Here is a 15726-nt window from a genome sequence, read left to right on the forward strand (position 1 = left end):
CCGGCCGGCGGGAACGGCCACGGGCGGCAACGGGCGGGACGGGCGGCAGCGGGCGGGACGGGCGGGACGGCAGACAGCGGTGCGCAGGCGCCCGCCGGCAGACACCGGCAAGCACCGGCCCGGACAGGCCCACCGGCCCGCCCGCACGCACGCACCCCGGCAGGTACGGGCAGCGGCCCGCACCCACCCGCCCCTGCAGGTATCCGCGCAGTCGGCGCCACCGTCCACGTGACCGACCGCACACCGCCCCCAATGAACCCGATCACGGCAAACGCGCTCTTCTCCCCCGGTTCGCCCATTCCTCCGCGCACGGAAGCCCTCGCCCATGCCCCGCCGCCCCGCCGGTCGCCCCGCCCGCCGCCGTCTGTTCCTCACCGCGCCCGTCGCCGTGCTCGCCGCCATCACCGGCGGAACGCTCGCGTTCACCGCCGGTTCCTCGGGCGCGTCCGACTGGCCGAGCCGGGGCGTGCCGGAGTCGCACGCGGTGAAGCCGGTGCGGACGGCCGGGGAGTCGGTGGTGCAGATCATGGCCCACCCGGACGACGACCTGTTCTTCATGAACCCGGACACCGGCCACTCCCTCGCCACCGGCCGGAGCCTGACGTCCGTCTACCTGACGGCCGGCGAGTCCGACGGCCGCAACGCCCGCCACCAGGACCCGCGCCCGCCCGCGGACAAGGCGGCGTACGCCGAGGCGCGCCAGAACGGCATCCGCGCCGCGTACGCCGAGATGGCGACCGGCAACCGCACGAGCCCGTGGGACCGCACCTCCATACGCACGGCCGGCGGCGGCCTCGCCGAGCTGGACACGCTGCGCGCCAAGCCGCACGTCAGCCTCGTCTGGCTCCAGCTGCGCGAGGCGGGCAGCATCACCGGCGACCGCCCGCACAGCCTGCACGGCCTGTGGGACGGCCGGATCGAGGAGCTGGAGTCGCAGCTGGCGGCCGGTTCCCCGGTGCGGGAGGAGTTCTCGTACAGCAAGGAGGAGACGGTCGAGACCCTCGCCGGCCTCCTCGACCGCTTCCGCCCCACCTTCGTGCGGATGATGGACCCGACGCCCGGCCACAACGACCGGACGGGCAAGCTCTCGGACCACCAGGACCACATGTACGGCGCGCGTTTCGCGCAGGCGGCGCTGGCCCGGTACGCGGACTCCCCGGGCCACCCGCCGTTCGCCGTGCAGAACTACCTGGGGTACGCGACCGGCGGCCTGCCGCACGCGCTCGACCCGGAGACGACCGAGGCGAAGCTGCGCTCGCTGAGGACGTACGCGTGGATGGACCACACCGACTACTGCGAGGACCCGGCCGGCTGCGGCGACCGCAAGGTGGCCGCGCGGCCGGCCGGGCACGGCTGGGCGCAGTCCATCCGCTACACGCGCTCGGAGTCGACGACGTGGGTGCGGCAGGGGCCCCGGCCCGGTGAGCTGTACGCGTTCGGGGTCCTGGACGGCCGTCTCGCGGTCTGGCACCGGACGGCCACGACGGAGTGGACGGGCCCGGTGCTCCACGCGGGCGCGGGGCTGGACAGCGGGGTGACGTCGGTCCGGCTCCCGGACGGGCGGATCGCGGTGTTCGGCACGCGTACGGACCTGGGCGGCGAGCGCCCGGAGGCGTACCGCCGTGACGTGGTGACCGCCGTGCAGACGGCACCGGGGGGCGCTTTCGGGCCGTGGCGTTCGCTGGGCACACCGGACCCGGACGACGCCGCGGGCACGTCGGACATCAGCGTCCCGGCGGTGCTGGTGGACGGGGCGGGCCGGCCGGCGGTGTACGTACGGAACGCGGGCCACGGCCTGAGCGTGACGTCGCAGCGGCCGGACGGCGGGTGGACGCCGTGGCGTTCCGCGGGCGGGAAGGGCGTGCACGGCAACCCGGTGGCGGTGAACGACGCGACGGGCCGCGGCTACGTCTTCGCGGGTACGGCCACGACGGTCCTGGTCTGGACGCAGGCGGCCCCCGGTGCCCCGGTGACCGGCCCGGCGGCGACCGGGCTGCCGCCGACCACGGTGGCGCTGAGCGCCACGCCGGACGGTGCCGACGGCGTACGGCTCTGGTTCCGCGAGCCGGACTCGGGAGCGGTGCGCTCGGCCCGCGTCGCGGCGGGCGGCGACGTGACGGTGCTCGGCGCCGGGGCGGGGGGCCGCGGCGGCTACGGCGCGGTGGCGGCGTCCGGCGACGGGCTGGCCCTGCGCGGAGGCGGCGGCGCGCTGTGGACGGCCCCGCTCGACGCGGCGGGCCGTCCCGCGCCCGGCTCCGGTCTCTTCGCGGGCGCCCCGGCGGCGTCCCCGTACGGCTTCGCGGCCCTGGGCCTGGACGGCCGGCTGCGCTGGACGCCCTGGGAGAGGTGAGGGCCTGGTCCTTGCCCGGGCCGACGGCGGCCAGTACGGTCCCGGTGCATGAACTGGACCCTCGAAGTCGTCCTCGTCCCGGTCACCGACCTGGACCGGGCCAAGGACTTCTACGGCACGAAGTGCGGCTTCAAAGTGGACCTGGACACGGAAGTGGCCCCGGGCATCCGCATCATCCAGCTGACGCCCCCCGGCTCCCGCTGCTCGATCACGCTGCAGAGCGGCATGCCGCCGGCCCCCGGCGAGAAGGCCATGGCCCCGGGGTCCCTCCAGGGCCTCCAACTGTGCGTCACGGACATCGACGCGGCCCGCGCGGAGCTGGTCTCACGCGGCGTCGAGGTGAGCCCGGTGCAGCACGTGGGCCCGCAGGGCTGGGCCGAGGGCAAGGGCGAGACCTGGAACTCCTTCATGTTCTTCCAGGACCCGGACGGCAACGGCTGGACGGTCCAGGAGGCCCCGTCGGAGCTGTCGGAACGCTGACGGCGGATCAGTAATAACCCTTCTGTCCATCCAGCAGCTCCCGCATCGCGTCCAGGTGCCCGGCGTGCCGTGCGGTCTCCTCCACCATGTGGATGAGCATCCACCGCAGGCTCGCCCGCGCGGACCGGAAATCGGGGTGACGTCCCGTCTCCTCCAGGGCGTGGGCCGCGACGATCTCGTTGGAGACCTCGCACTGCCGCTCGTACTCCTCCAGCAGTTGTGCGAGCGGCACCCCCTCGACCTTCATGTCGAGGTCCTCTTCGCTCTCGTCGAACGACGGGTTGCTGGCTGCCGGTTCGCCCAGGAACAGCACCTTGAACCAGGCGTGCTCCACCCACCGCAGGTGCGACACGACACCGGCCACGGTCATGAGCGGCGAATGCGGCAACACGGCCCGGTGCGCGTCCGCCTCGGCGAGACCCTCGCACTTCCACCGGACGATGGCGCGCTGCGTGTCGAGCCACCCGACGAGCTGGGTCCGCTCGTCGGCGTCGAAGGGGGGCCGTACGGGACGTACAGGAGAAGAGGTCATGAGCGCGCACGCTAGCCACACCGGTCGGCGCGCGCACCTGCTTTTCGCCTACGGCACGGGCGTTGGGCCGCGCGTGAGCGACCGGCGTCAGGCGCCCGCCGCTTCCCCGGTCACCTCGATGACGCGCGAGATCCACTTCCGCGTCTGATGCCACCGGTTGCAGTACCGACGCGAACGCCACCACGACCGGTACACGACCGGCCGCTTGCACCACTTACACGGCTTCACCCGCACTTGAGCCCCCATGCCCGCGACTCTAACGTCCGCTTCCAGCCACGGAGAAGCCGCCTGCAACCTTCTGATCCGGAGCTCTGGAGAGATCGGTCAACGAAGGTCGTTCACGATGCCGTGAGGCGTGAGCGACGTGGACGGGGGCTGCCGGTTGCTGGCCACAACGCGCCCTCTCGTCTCAGCTCCGGTGTCATCGAACCTACTTCTTCCCGTGCTTCGGCGGGGGCTTCGGCGCGGAGCTGTCCGACGACGGCTTGGACGTGCCCGGGTCCTTGCCGCCGGAGTGCTTTCCGTCGCCTCCGCCGCCACCCTTACCAGTTCCCCATCCCATGTCGCGCTCCCTTCGGTGATGCGGTTATGAACTGACCTAGCGACCCGTCCGGCAGCCGGGCTTCCACCAATGGAGCGGCACCGGACGGGAACTTGGGGCCACTCCCGGACAGGACCAGTGCGCACGTCGGGGTGCCGACGCCGTGCGCGGGTGGCTCATCTGTCCGGGAGTGGCGCTGGGGCCCGCCCCCCGGGTTGCCGAAGAAACCTGAGAGGCGGGGAGGGGGTGCACCGGACGCTTGTGATGGGGCTGGAGCGTGCCCACGCCACTCCGTGCGGGACCGAGGGTGGCCCGCACTTTGTCCGTCCGGGGGTGGCGGTGGTGCCCCGAGACCCGACGGGGCGGGTCCTGGTTCCGTCGCGTCCGTCCGCTGCCGGGGGACGGACTCCGCCAGGTCTCGGGAGTCTTCAGGGGTTGGCCCGCAGCCACAGGGCCGCGAAGAACGCGCCCGCCGCAAGTGCGGTCAGGAACATCGCGAGCCGGACAGGCCTCACGAGCGGGGCCGGTACACCTGGCGCGTTCCGGTCGGCATGACCCAGGGACGGGGCCAGCCCTCCAGGTGCAGGACCCGGCCACCGGGGCCGTGGGCTCGCATGTCCTTCAGGGCTGACTGCCGCAACCTGTGCAGCGTCATGACGTCGGCACCGAACCCCTCGGCTGTCGGCGTCGTTGCCGTGCCTCAACCATCGGGCCGACTACAGGGCGGGACTAGTGTGATGCGTAGTGTGAAGTTGCTTCAGGGCTTGGGCACCGGCACGTCGGAGTGGCACCTTCAGGGGGAGGATGCACCACATGAGGATCGGCGAGCTGATCAAAGACCTGCGTAAGGCCCGCGGCTGGTCACAGGGACGGTTGGCAACGGAGGTGAACCAAGCCTTCGGCACGTCTCTGTCACGGGAGTACGTGAGCAACTGGCAGCGTTGCAAGATCGAGCCCGGTCCGTTCTACCTCCGGGCACTATCCGCCGTGCTCGACGTTCCCCTAGCCGTCGATGTGAAGCGCAGGACCTTCCTGACCGACGTGGCAGGAGCAGCAATAGCCCCCGTGGTCGCCTCAGATCTGCTGTCCCTCGGCTTCTCGGCCCGCCTCCAAGGTGGTCCTTCCACGGAGGCGTGGGAGGAGAAGTTGGCCACCTACGGCACTGAGTACATGTCCATGGGGGCCGCCGACATTCAGCGAAGGGTGGCCGGCGAACTCGTCACCGTCCAGCAGCAACTCGACAACCCACACCTGTGGTCGGTCGCGTCCCGGCTGATGACCTTGTACGCCAAGACGTTTCCGGGCTCAGACGGTGCCAAAGCCGTGCACTGGTACCGGATGGCCGCTCAGTCGGCCGACCAGTCCGGCGACGATCAGGCCCGTGTCTGGGTCCGGGGCCGAGCGGCGATCGCGCTGGGGTACGAGGGAGCGTCCCTCGGGGTGGCCGATGTGCTGGCGGATCAGGCGATGGCCATCGGTGACAAGCCTTCTCTCGGACTCGTCAACGCCATCATGGGCAAAGCCCACGCGGCAGCGATCCGGGGTGACCGCGCCACGGCACTGTCAATGGCCGAGCAGGGGCGGCGAGTATTCGACAAGGCGGGGTCGTACGAGCAGACCTCTGACTACGCCGTGCCGTGGTGGCGCATGAACGTGTTCCTGTCCCTCCTGCTGGCCAGGCTGGGAGACGAGAAGGGGGCCATCGAGGCCCAGGAGCAGGCCGCCCGAGAGCTGCCCGCATCACTGCCGAGGTTCGCGACCCACCTTGAGATGCACCGGGGACTGATGCTCGCCCGAGCAGGTGATCCGAGCGGCGGCATCGCCTATGCTCGCGCGGCGCTGGAGGCGCTGCCGCCGGAGAAGCACTCCCTCACGCTGCGGCTCCTGATGGCCGAGATCGAACGATCCTGAACAGCCCCCCATCGTGATCAGCTCATCTCGGGTTTTCCGAGCAGGGACGGGTATCCATGGGGCCATCGGCGCTCAGTGCGACAGTGGCACCACAGCTCGCAGGAGGGTGGGCCCGGCGGGTTACTGAACGTGAGTACACAGCGCGTACGCTTTGGCGCTCCCGCTGGTTGAGACACTCTTGATGCGCCATCCGGTGCCGTCGGTGAGCGGTGCGTCGGTGCGCAGGGCGTCGTCGGCGCTGATGCCACCGTTCTGGGTTTTGATCTTCACGAACTCGACTCCGCCACCAGCGACTCGGGTTCCCTTCGGGCATCGGGCCACCGATTCGGAGCTGTCTTTCCCTCCAGCGACCTCTTGGCCCACAACAATGATGGGGTCCGTCGAAGCGGCGGCAACCGCCGGGGTCATTGAGATCGGTGACAGGAACACGGCTCCGGCCGCCAGACCGAGTCCGGCGGCGAAACCCGCCACCGCGGCTCGCGGCACGCGGCGCTGCAGCATCTTGCCTTGTCCTGTCATTCGCAGACGCTTCATCCTGAGGGTCCTTTCGCAGAGTTCAGCAGTAGGTCGTTAACTCCTTGGTGCGGCAGTCAGCCCGCGATTCCGTGCCAGGAGCGTTCCAGTGCTTCCCCGGCCTGCGATCCCATACTGGTAGGGCTCAGAAACATCACCCGAACGTGGATCTTCCACCTTCACCACCAGCGGATGCTTACATGCACTTCAGTGCGATGCCATGGGCCCGGAGCGGTGCTATCGCCGACCACATGATCAAGCCGAGGTGCGCGAAGCTCACCGCCGACCAGCTCCAGCAGCTCGCCGCGCTTGGCCTCTAGGCCCTGTCCGATGGGTCGTGCGACGCCGCGCCTGGCGGCTTGTTTCGTGAGCCCCGCAGTGGGTCCTGAGCGGATTCCCGTCCGTCCTGATGAGTCGCTCAACGGCTTCTCACCCATTCGCCAAAGGGGGCGAATCACGCTTACGAGTGAATAGGGCATCTCCATGCGCATCTCCGGGCAGTCATGCGGTGATTGGCACCAGCTGACGCGTCAGCCTTATCAAGACGTGCGGTCGTTGAGCCCCTCCGGGGCGTTCATCGATGAGGGAGAATGACCATGAGCGCGAAACTGTACGTAGGAAATCTGGCGCAGGAGACGACGGATGACTCCCTGCGGATTTTTTTCGGAGATTTCGGCCGTGTTCTGGACAGCGTCGTCATGCGTGACCGCGACACTGGCCAGTCCCGGGGTTTCGCGTTTGTCACCATGAGTCTGGCACGGGAAGCTGAAGCAGCGATCGAAAGTTTGAACGGCACACAGTTGGACGGCCAGCAGATCACGGTCAAAGTGGCCAACGCGAGGTGAGGCTCGACCTCAACTGCCCCAGACGGATGTGGCACGATTCCCGGTCACACGACCCATCGGACAGGTCCTAGTGGCTCGTCTCGGATCGTTGGCCGGGTAGTGGATGAGCCTCTGGCGTGGCCCGGGGGTTGGCTTCGGTCTGGACCCGGAGACAGGCTTTACCAAACGGTCGACCACTTGTTTTCCCTGGTCAGGTAGCTTTCAAGGCATCCATTGATCTTTATGTGCGGACCCATTCGGTATGACCGACCGGGGCCGTGAGGAGGGGTGTGCCATGAGTGCGGTCGACCTAGCGGAGACGGCGGCCGGTCTGCCGGAGGCATGGAGCTCTCGCAGGCTGGGCATGGTGGGGGCGGCCTGCGTAAAGGTCCTGCGCATGGACGAGCTGCCGGTCGGAGAAGAGAGCCATGGGGCCGCCGAGGCTCTGCTGGTCCTCGACGGCCGGCTGGAGCTGGAGGTGGACGGCATGCCGGTGTCGGTGCGGGCGGGCGAGCTGTTCATGGTGGCGGCGGGAGCTGCACATGCGGTCCGTCCCGGAAGCCGGGGCACGTTGGTGATCGTGGAACTGCCGGAGGAGTAACGGCTCTTCAGGCGGCCTTGGCCGGGTACTCGGTCCAGGTGCGGATGGGCGAGTCCGGGGCGAAGTTGGCCTTCGGCCCGGACTGGGCGTTGTGCCAGCGCACGTAGGCGGCGATGGCGGTGTTCTGCTCGTGGTGGCTGCGGTGGTCGGTGCCGTTGAGGGCGAAGTAGCGCAGGGCGGCGAACTCGGACTCGATCCAGTTCAGCCACGGGCCGTAGGTCGGCAGGAAGACCCGTTCGACGTCGTTGGCTGCGGCCCAGGCCCGCGCATCCTAGGCGGTCCCAAGAGCCAGTGGACCAGGTGTGGACCACCGAGGGCCACGACGGGCCCGGGGAGCGATAAACGGGGAGGGTCATCTGCCCAGTGACCCCGTCAGGCGGCACCCTCTTGAAAACCGTCGTGGCGGCGATGTCACCGTGGGTGCAAATCCCACACCCACCGCTTACAGGTCAGAGAATTAGCAGGTCATCGGTCCCGGCTCCGGGATGGAGCCGGGCCCACCGTGTTCACCCCGGGACCCGGACCGGGGAGGTGGCCAAAGCCGGGGAGCCGACCACCCCAGCCACAGCGGGTTTCCCTCATCAACCTAGAGCCAGAGGCGTGCGGCCGGTGGCCGGGCTGGCTCAGGGCGGAAACAGGAGCGCAGGCCCGGGCGACGGGCCGCGCGCGCCGCGCTGTGCGCGGCGGGTGCCTTGATGAAGTAGGGAAAGTTCTACCGCGCTTGGAGCAGGTGGCGTCCGTCGTGGCTCCGGACGTGCGGGCCTTCCCCGTCGAGGGCGTCCAGCAGCCGGACGGCGTACACCTCGGACATCCGCTCGGCGACTTCCGCGGGCGTGAGCCAGTCGACTGCCAACGCCTCTGCCGATGTGCGTTCCGAGCCCCCGGAGGAGGGCTGCTGCCTTTTCGCCGACCACGCCGAACAGCACACCTGGCAAGAAGCGCACCCTGTGGAAGAGGGCCCGTGCAGCGGCTGATCGTGAGTCCGGGCAGCGGCAAGAGCCGTTGAGACGGCTTCGGGTCAGCGGCTGAGTGCCGCTGACCCGGGTTGTCGTTACCGCTCGCTACCGACGTTTGACCTGCGCCTACAGCACCGGCAGGTTCTTGCGCAGCTCGAAGGCCGTGACCTCCGACCGGTACTCCTCCCACTCCTGCTTCTTGTTGCGGAGGAAGAAGTCGAAGACGTGCTCGCCGAGGGTCTCGGCGACCAGTTCGCTGCGCTCCATCAGGGAGATCGCCTCGCCGAGGTTCTGCGGGAGCGGCTCGATGCCCATCGCGCGGCGTTCGGCGTCGGAGAGGGCCCAGACGTCGTCGTCGGCGCCGGGGCCGAGTTCGTAGTTCTCCTCGATGCCCTTGAGGCCGGCCGCGAGGAGGACCGCGTACGCCAGGTAGGGGTTGGCGCCGGAGTCGACGGAGCGGACCTCGACGCGGGAGGAGCCGGTCTTGCCGGGCTTGTACATGGGGACGCGGATCAGGGCGGAGCGGTTGTTGTGGCCCCAGCAGATGTAGGAGGGGGCCTCGCCGCCGGAGCCGGCGGTGCGGGCGGAGCCGCCCCAGATGCGCTTGTAGGAGTTGACCCACTGGTTGGTGACGGCCGAGATTTCCGCCGCGTGGCGCAGCAGGCCCGCGATGAAGGAACGTCCCACCTTGGAGAGCTGGTACTCGGCGCCGGACTCGTAGAAGGCGTTGCGGTCGCCCTCGAAGAGGGAGAGGTGGGTGTGCATGCCGGAGCCGGGGTATTCGGAGAACGGCTTCGGCATGAAGGTGGCCTGGACGCCCTGCTCCAGCGCGACCTGCTTCATGACCAGGCGGAACGTCATGATGTTGTCGGCGGTCGACAGCGCGTCCGCGTACCGCAGGTCGATCTCCTGCTGGCCCGGGGCGCCCTCGTGGTGGCTGAACTCGACGGAGATGCCCATCGATTCGAGCATGGTGATCGCCTGGCGGCGGAAGTCCATGCCGACGTTCTGCGGGGTGTGGTCGAAGTAGCCGGAGTTGTCGGCGGGGACCGGCTTGCTGCCGTCCAGCGGCTTGTCCTTCAGCAGGAAGAACTCGATCTCGGGGTGGGTGTAGAAGGTGAACCCGAGGTCGGACGTCTTGGCGAGGATGCGCTTGAGGACGTAGCGGGGGTCGGCGAAGGAGGGTGAACCGTCGGGCATGAGGATGTCGCAGAACATCCGGGCGGTGCCGGGCGCCTCGGCGCGCCAGGGGATGATCTGGAACGTGCCCGGGTCCGGCTTGGCGATCATGTCGGACTCGTACACCCGGGCGAAGCCCTCGATGGCCGAGCCGTCGAAGCCGATCCCCTCATCGAAGGCCTGTTCGAGCTCGGCGGGGGCGACGGCGACCGACTTCAGGAAGCCCAGCACGTCCGTGAACCACAGGCGCACGAACCGGATGTCGCGCTCCTCGAGCGTGCGGAGCACAAATTCCTGCTGCTTGTCCATTTCCAACACCCATCCTCGCTGATCAGGCCAGCATGCCACCACTCGGTTTCGTGCACGTTGCGAACCCATACTGCCTGCCGGGCTGTGGCGTACGTAACGGTGGCCTCGCAGACTGGGCCTTATGGACCGTGGCGCACAGGAGCTGCCCGGCACCCGCGTGCCGGACTGGCTGCGGCTGCTGCCGTGGCTGGCGCTGCTCGTCCTGGTGATCGTCCAGCTGACCACCCCCGCCACCGTCCAGCTCGGCTTCGCCTTCGCCGTCGTGCCGCCGCTGACGTCCCTCGTGTACGGGATGCTCGGCACGGCCCTGGTCTCCGGCACGCTCTTCGGGCTGCTGCTCATGCCGGCCATCCGGGCCGATGACGTCACCCACGGCGACCTGCTGGCGTTCTCGCTGATCGGCGCGGTCAGCGTGCTCCTGGCGTGGCTGCGGGCGCGCCGGGACGCCCAGCTGGTGTCCGTGCGGACGGTCGCGGAGGCCGCGCAGCTGGCGGTGCTGCCCCCGCTGCCGGAGCGCGTCGGGCCGGTGCGGTGCGGGGCGCTGTACCGGGCCGCCGAGCGCGGCACGCTCGTCGGCGGCGACCTGTACGACGTCCAGGACGGGCCGTACGGCGTGCGGGCCGTCGTCGCCGACGTCCAGGGCCACGGGCTCGCGGCCGTCGCGACGGTGGCGGCGCTGCTCGGCACCTTCCGGGAGGCGGTGCTCGACGAACCGGAGCTCGGCGGGGTGGCGGCCCGGCTGGACCGGCGGCTGGTGGTCGACTCGGCCGGGCGCGGGGGCGCCGAGGCGGAGGTCTTCGCCACCGCCGTACTGCTGGAGTTCGCGCCCCCGGGGGCGGACGGGGCGGACGGGGCAGCGGGGGCGGTACGGGTGCTCAGCTGCGGGCACCCGGCGCCGCTGCTGGTGAACGGCGAGGGGGCGCGCGAGGTGGCCGTCGAGCCGGGGGCCCCGCTGGGCCTGGGGCTCGCGGAGTACCGGCCGCCGCCGGTGGCGACCGTGGCGCTGCGCCCGACGGACGTCCTGCTCGCGCACACCGACGGCGTGACGGAGGCACGGGACGCGACGGGGGCCTTCTACCCGCTGGCCTCCCGCGTCCCGCGCCACGCGGGCCCGCCGGTGGAGCTGGTGCGCGAGGTGTGGCGGGACCTGTCCGCGTACGCGGGCGTCATCGCCGACGACGTGGCGCTGCTGGCGCTGAGCGCGCCGGACGCGAGCGGGGCGGCGGCCGTGGCCCCGTAGGCGTACGGCCGTTAACATCAGCGCCCATGGGGGGCCTGGGGCTCATACGCGTCGCGCGTCCCATGGTGCTGGCGAGCGCCGTGGTGACGCTGCTCGCCGCGCTCTTCGTCTGTCTGGGCGGGGGCGACCGCCCCGGGGTCCGGCACGACGAGCCCCGCCGGATCACGCTCGCCGCAGTCGCCACCGAGTACACCTGCCCGTACGACCACGGCGACTGCGCCCTCTTCCCCCACCTCGGCCCCGCCGTCCTCACCGCCCCGCCGCTCGATCCGCCGCGGCAGACCGACGGGCTCGCGGGCCTCCCCGAGGCGTACGCCGCCGACCGCCCGGACCGGGTCGCGGTGCGGGCGCGCGCCCCGGACCTCCATGTCCTTCAGGTGCTGCGGACCTAGACCGGGTCCGCTCGCTTACGCGTCACACATCCGATCACGCACTTCACGAAGGACATCGACATCATGGCTGCCAACCGCAACACCTCCAGCGCCGACCGCCGCGCCCGAATAGAGGAGATGCGCCGTGCCGAGAAGGCGCGCGAGCGCCGCAACCGCATCCTCACCATCACCCTGAGCACGGTGGTGGTCGCGGGCCTCGTCGGCTTCGGCGTGTACGTGCTCAACGAGGAGAAGGAGCAGAAGCGGCAGGAGGAGGCCGCGGCCAAGGCGCCCATCAAGGACGAGAAGTCCTGGGACGCGAAGAAGCTCGGCCGCAACCACCCCACCACACCGGTCTCGTACCCGATGAAGCCGCCGGTCGGCGGCGACCACCACCCGGTGTGGCAGAACTGCGACGGCGACGTCTACAAGAAGCCGGTCCGCAACGAGAACGCCGTCCACTCGCTGGAGCACGGCGCGGTGTGGGTGACGTACAACGACAAGGCGCCCGCCGCCGACGTGAAGAAGCTGGAGGAGAAGGTCGGCAAGACCCCCTACACGCTGATGAGCCCGGTCAAGGACCAGGCCGGGACGATCATGCTGAGCGCCTGGGGCAAGCAGGTCACCGTGGACAGGGCCGATGACCCGCGCGTGGACCAGTTCCTCACGAAGTACGTCAAGGGCCCGCAGACCCCCGAGCCCGGTGCCGCGTGCACGGGCGGAGTGGGCGCGCAGTGAAGCTGACCCGTACGCACCTGGCCGCCGCCGTGGCGATCGTGCTCGCGCTGCTCTTCGCCGGGGTGGCGACGGTCGCCACGGCGGGCGGCAAGGGCGGCGAGGAGGAGGCCCGGACCCCGGCGGCGGACTCGGCGGACGCCGGGTTCGCGCGGGACATGTCGGACCACCACCAGCAGGCGGTGGAGATGTCGTTCATCGTGCGGGACCGCACGGCGGACGAGGAGGTACGCCGCCTGGCGTACGACATCGCCAACACCCAGGCCAACCAGCGCGGGATGATGATGGGCTGGCTCGACCTGTGGGGGCTGCCGAAGGTGGCCATGGACCAGGAGCCGATGGCCTGGATGGGCACCACGCCGCCCCATGGCCCGTCGCACGGCTCGTCGCACGGTTCGGCCCACGGCTCCTCCCCCGATGCCGGTGCCCAGGGGCTCATGCCCGGCATGGCGACCAAGGCGGAGCTCGACCGGCTGCGGGCGGCGAGCGGCAAGGAGGCGGAGGTCCTGTACCTCCAGCTGATGATCGACCACCACAAGGGCGGCGTGCACATGGCGCAGGGGTGCGTCGAGAAGTGCGAGGTGGAGGTCGAGCGGCGGCTGGCCCAGGGCATGGTCGACGCGCAGGAGTCGGAGGTCCGGCTGATGACCGACATGCTGGCGAAGCGCGGGGCGAAGCCGCGCGGCTGACCCCCGTCGGCGGCGCCCCCGTGCCCCGTGCCCCCGTGACGGCCCACAGCGGTCGCGGGGGCACGCGGGCGGGACGAGAATGGGAAGCGCTCGGGGACGTACGGCCTTATGACCCTGCATTACGGAGGTACGCACCCCATGACCACCGCCAAGGACATCATGCACCCCGGCGCACGATGGCTTCCCCAGCACGAGACCCTCGACCGCGCCGCGCAGCTGATGCGCGACGAGAACGTGGGCGCGCTGCCCATCGCGGACGAGAACGAGCGCCTCTGCGGCATCCTCACCGACCGCGACATCGTCGTCGGCTGTGTGGCCGAGGGCCGCGACCCGGCACGGGTGACGGCGGGCGACATGGCGAAGGGCACGCCGCGCTGGATCGACGCCAACGCGGACGTGAGCGAGGTCCTCAAGATGATGAAGGACCACCAGATCCGCCGGCTTCCGGTCATCGAGAACAAGCGCCTGGTCGGCATGATCAGCGAGGCCGACCTGGCCCGGCACCTGTCGGACCGCCAGGTGGCCGAGTTCGCGGAGCGGGTCTACGCGCCGTAGCGCTCACCTCGCACAGGAAGGGCACGGCCGGCGGCCGTGCCCTTCCCGCCGTGCCCTTCCCGCCGTGCCCTTCCCGCCGCGTACGGGGCGGGCGCGTGGGCGGGCCCGCACAGGACATTGCGTCGCTTTGACGATTAGACTGGTCGCGTGCCTCAACTACGCCTCGCCCTCAATCAGATCGACTCGACGGTCGGCGATCTCACGGCCAACGCCGAGGCCGTCGTCCACTGGACCCGGCACGCCGCCGAGCAGGGGGCGCACCTCGTCGCGTTCCCGGAGATGGTGCTGACCGGCTACCCCGTCGAGGACCTCGCCCTGCGGTCGTCCTTCGTGGAGGCCTCCCGCGCCGCGCTGCGGGCGCTCGCCCGGCGGCTGGCCGACGAGGGCTTCGGGGACCTGCCGGTCGTCGTCGGGTACCTGGACCGGGCGGAAAAGGCGCAGCCCCGGTACGGCCAGCCGGCCGGGGCGCCGCAGAACGCCGGGGCCGTGCTGTACGGCGGTGAGGTCGTGCTGTCGTTCGCCAAGCACCACCTGCCCAACTACGGCGTCTTCGACGAGTTCCGGTACTTCGTGCCGGGCGACACCATGCCGGTCGTGCGCGTCCACGGCGTGGACGTCGCGCTGGCGATCTGCGAGGACCTGTGGCAGGACGGCGGGCGCGTCCCGGCCGCCCGCAGCGCGCACGCGGGGCTGCTGATCTCGATCAACGCCTCGCCGTACGAGCAGAACAAGGACGACGTCCGGCTGGACCTCGTGCGCAAGCGCGCCCAGGAGGCCGGCTGCACGCTGGCGTACCTGGCGATGATCGGCGGCCAGGACGAGCTGGTCTTCGACGGCGACTCGATCGTCGTGGACCGGGACGGCGAGGTCGTCGCGCGGGCGCCGCAGTTCGCCGAGGGCAGCGTGATCCTGGACCTGGACCTGCCGGCCGCCTCCGCGGACGCGCCGGAGGGCGTGGTCGACGACGGGCTGCGCATCGACCGGGTGGTGCTGTCGGAGGAGCCGCTGCCGGCGTACGAGCCGGAGCTGACGGGCGGGTACGCGGAGCGCCTCGACGACGACGAGGAGGTGTACACCGCGCTGGTCGTGGGCCTGCGGGCGTACGCGGCGAAGAACGGTTTCCGCTCCGTGCTGGTCGGCCTGTCCGGCGGCATCGACTCCGCGCTCGTCGCGGCGATCGCCTGCGACGCGCTGGGCGCGGCGAACGTGTACGGCGTGTCGATGCCGTCCAAGTACAGCTCCGAGCACTCCAAGGACGACGCGGCCGAGCTGGCCCGCCGCACCGGGCTGAACTTCCGCACCGTGCCGATCGAGCCGATGTTCGACGCGTACATGGGGTCCCTGGGGCTCACGGGCCTCGCGGAGGAGAACCTCCAGTCGCGGCTGCGCGGCACGCTGCTGATGGCGCTCTCCAACCAGGAGGGCCACATCGTCCTGGCGCCCGGCAACAAGTCCGAGCTGGCGGTCGGTTACTCGACGCTGTACGGCGACTCGGTCGGCGCGTACGGGCCGATCAAGGACGTGTACAAGACCGCGGTCTTCCGGCTGGCGCGGTGGCGCAACCGGGCGGCGGAGGAACGCGGGCAGACGCCGCCGATCCCGGAGAACTCCCTCACCAAGCCGCCGAGCGCCGAGCTGCGCCCCGGCCAGGTCGACACGGACTCCCTGCCCGACTACGACGTGCTGGACCGGATCCTGGAGCTGTACGTCGACCGCGACCGGGGCAAGGACGCCATCGTCGCGGCCGGTTTCGACGAGGAGCTGGTGACGAGGACGCTGCGGCTGGTGGACGTCGCCGAGTACAAGCGGCGCCAGTACCCGCCGGGCACCAAGATCTCGGCCAAGGGCTTCGGCAAGGACCGGCGCCTGCCGATCACCAACCGCTGGCGCGAGACGACGGCGTAGCGAACGGGCGAGGGGCGAACGGGCGAGGGGCGCGC

15 protein-coding genes and 1 pseudogene are annotated in these 15726 nt (G+C 70.7%); 12 read left to right on the forward strand and 4 right to left on the reverse strand.

The genetic code is table 11. The annotated features are described in order from the left end of the window. The first annotated feature begins 325 nt into the window (after nucleotides 1-325). Nucleotides 326-2350: a PIG-L family deacetylase gene (locus ACZ42X_RS27670; protein WP_468295418.1), complete on the forward strand. Its 2025-nt coding sequence runs from the start codon at nucleotides 326-328 to the stop codon at nucleotides 2348-2350. A gap of 48 nt (nucleotides 2351-2398) precedes the next feature. Beyond that, nucleotides 2399-2830 (forward strand): VOC family protein, encoded by a 432-nt coding sequence (locus ACZ42X_RS27675; protein WP_468295420.1) that lies wholly within the window; start codon nucleotides 2399-2401, stop codon nucleotides 2828-2830. Between the two features lie 7 nt (nucleotides 2831-2837). On the opposite strand, the gene ACZ42X_RS27680 is transcribed toward ACZ42X_RS27675, so the two are convergent. Beyond that, nucleotides 2838-3362: a DinB family protein gene (locus ACZ42X_RS27680; RefSeq protein ID WP_468295422.1), complete on the reverse strand. Its 525-nt coding sequence runs from the start codon at nucleotides 3360-3362 to the stop codon at nucleotides 2838-2840. Here ACZ42X_RS27680 and ACZ42X_RS27685 point away from each other — a divergent pair. Both ACZ42X_RS27685 and ACZ42X_RS27690 read left to right on the forward strand, forming a co-directional pair. Further along, on the forward strand, nucleotides 3361-3510 hold the full coding sequence (locus ACZ42X_RS27685; RefSeq protein ID WP_468295425.1) for a hypothetical protein: 150 nt from the start codon (nucleotides 3361-3363) through the stop codon (nucleotides 3508-3510). The two genes, ACZ42X_RS27680 and ACZ42X_RS27685, sit on opposite strands and share 2 nt — an antisense overlap. Nucleotides 3511-4716: 1206 nt before the next feature. Further along, nucleotides 4717-5814 carry a helix-turn-helix domain-containing protein gene (locus tag ACZ42X_RS27690; RefSeq protein ID WP_468295428.1) on the forward strand — a complete coding sequence of 366 codons (1098 nt, stop codon included), beginning with the start codon at nucleotides 4717-4719 and terminating at the stop codon, nucleotides 5812-5814. Nucleotides 5815-5934: 120 nt separating this feature from the next. On the opposite strand, the gene ACZ42X_RS27695 is transcribed toward ACZ42X_RS27690, so the two are convergent. After that, nucleotides 5935-6348 (reverse strand): hypothetical protein, encoded by a 414-nt coding sequence (locus ACZ42X_RS27695; protein WP_468295431.1) that lies wholly within the window; start codon nucleotides 6346-6348, stop codon nucleotides 5935-5937. A 575-nt stretch (nucleotides 6349-6923) separates the two neighbouring features. Here ACZ42X_RS27695 and ACZ42X_RS27700 point away from each other — a divergent pair. Continuing rightward, on the forward strand, nucleotides 6924-7172 hold the full coding sequence (locus ACZ42X_RS27700; RefSeq protein WP_468295434.1) for an RNA recognition motif domain-containing protein: 249 nt from the start codon (nucleotides 6924-6926) through the stop codon (nucleotides 7170-7172). A 274-nt stretch (nucleotides 7173-7446) separates the two neighbouring features. After that, on the forward strand, nucleotides 7447-7752 hold the full coding sequence (locus ACZ42X_RS27705) for a cupin domain-containing protein (RefSeq protein ID WP_468295435.1): 306 nt from the start codon (nucleotides 7447-7449) through the stop codon (nucleotides 7750-7752). A gap of 712 nt (nucleotides 7753-8464) precedes the next feature. Here ACZ42X_RS27705 and ACZ42X_RS27710 read toward each other — a convergent pair. Both ACZ42X_RS27710 and ACZ42X_RS27715 read right to left on the reverse strand, forming a co-directional pair. Continuing rightward, a pseudogene (locus ACZ42X_RS27710) lies at nucleotides 8465-8638 on the reverse strand (NUDIX hydrolase); the annotation flags it as partial. 196 nt (nucleotides 8639-8834) lie between these two features. Next, complete coding sequence (locus ACZ42X_RS27715; RefSeq protein WP_361414276.1) at nucleotides 8835-10196, reverse strand: glutamine synthetase family protein; 1362 nt, start codon at nucleotides 10194-10196, stop codon at nucleotides 8835-8837. A gap of 121 nt (nucleotides 10197-10317) precedes the next feature. Here ACZ42X_RS27715 and ACZ42X_RS27720 point away from each other — a divergent pair, with 121 nt between their 5' ends. From ACZ42X_RS27720 to ACZ42X_RS27745, 6 genes are all read left to right on the forward strand, one after another. Continuing rightward, nucleotides 10318-11436 carry a PP2C family protein-serine/threonine phosphatase gene (locus tag ACZ42X_RS27720; protein WP_468295439.1) on the forward strand — a complete coding sequence of 373 codons (1119 nt, stop codon included), beginning with the start codon at nucleotides 10318-10320 and terminating at the stop codon, nucleotides 11434-11436. 26 nt (nucleotides 11437-11462) lie between these two features. Beyond that, nucleotides 11463-11828 carry a hypothetical protein gene (locus tag ACZ42X_RS27725; RefSeq protein ID WP_468295441.1) on the forward strand — a complete coding sequence of 122 codons (366 nt, stop codon included), beginning with the start codon at nucleotides 11463-11465 and terminating at the stop codon, nucleotides 11826-11828. Between the two features lie 63 nt (nucleotides 11829-11891). Next, complete coding sequence (locus ACZ42X_RS27730; RefSeq protein WP_468295444.1) at nucleotides 11892-12545, forward strand: DUF3105 domain-containing protein; 654 nt, start codon at nucleotides 11892-11894, stop codon at nucleotides 12543-12545. Between the two features lie 2 nt (nucleotides 12546-12547). Beyond that, nucleotides 12548-13231, forward strand: coding sequence for a DUF305 domain-containing protein (locus ACZ42X_RS27735; RefSeq protein ID WP_468295934.1), 684 nt, complete (start codon nucleotides 12548-12550; stop codon nucleotides 13229-13231). Nucleotides 13232-13369: 138 nt separating this feature from the next. Further along, nucleotides 13370-13786: a CBS domain-containing protein gene (locus ACZ42X_RS27740; RefSeq protein ID WP_468295447.1), complete on the forward strand. Its 417-nt coding sequence runs from the start codon at nucleotides 13370-13372 to the stop codon at nucleotides 13784-13786. A gap of 147 nt (nucleotides 13787-13933) precedes the next feature. Then, nucleotides 13934-15691, forward strand: coding sequence for an NAD+ synthase (locus ACZ42X_RS27745; protein ID WP_468295450.1), 1758 nt, complete (start codon nucleotides 13934-13936; stop codon nucleotides 15689-15691). Nucleotides 15692-15726: the final 35 nt, after the last annotated feature.

The sequence above is a fragment of the Streptomyces sp. NPDC030862 genome, assembly GCF_055571835.1.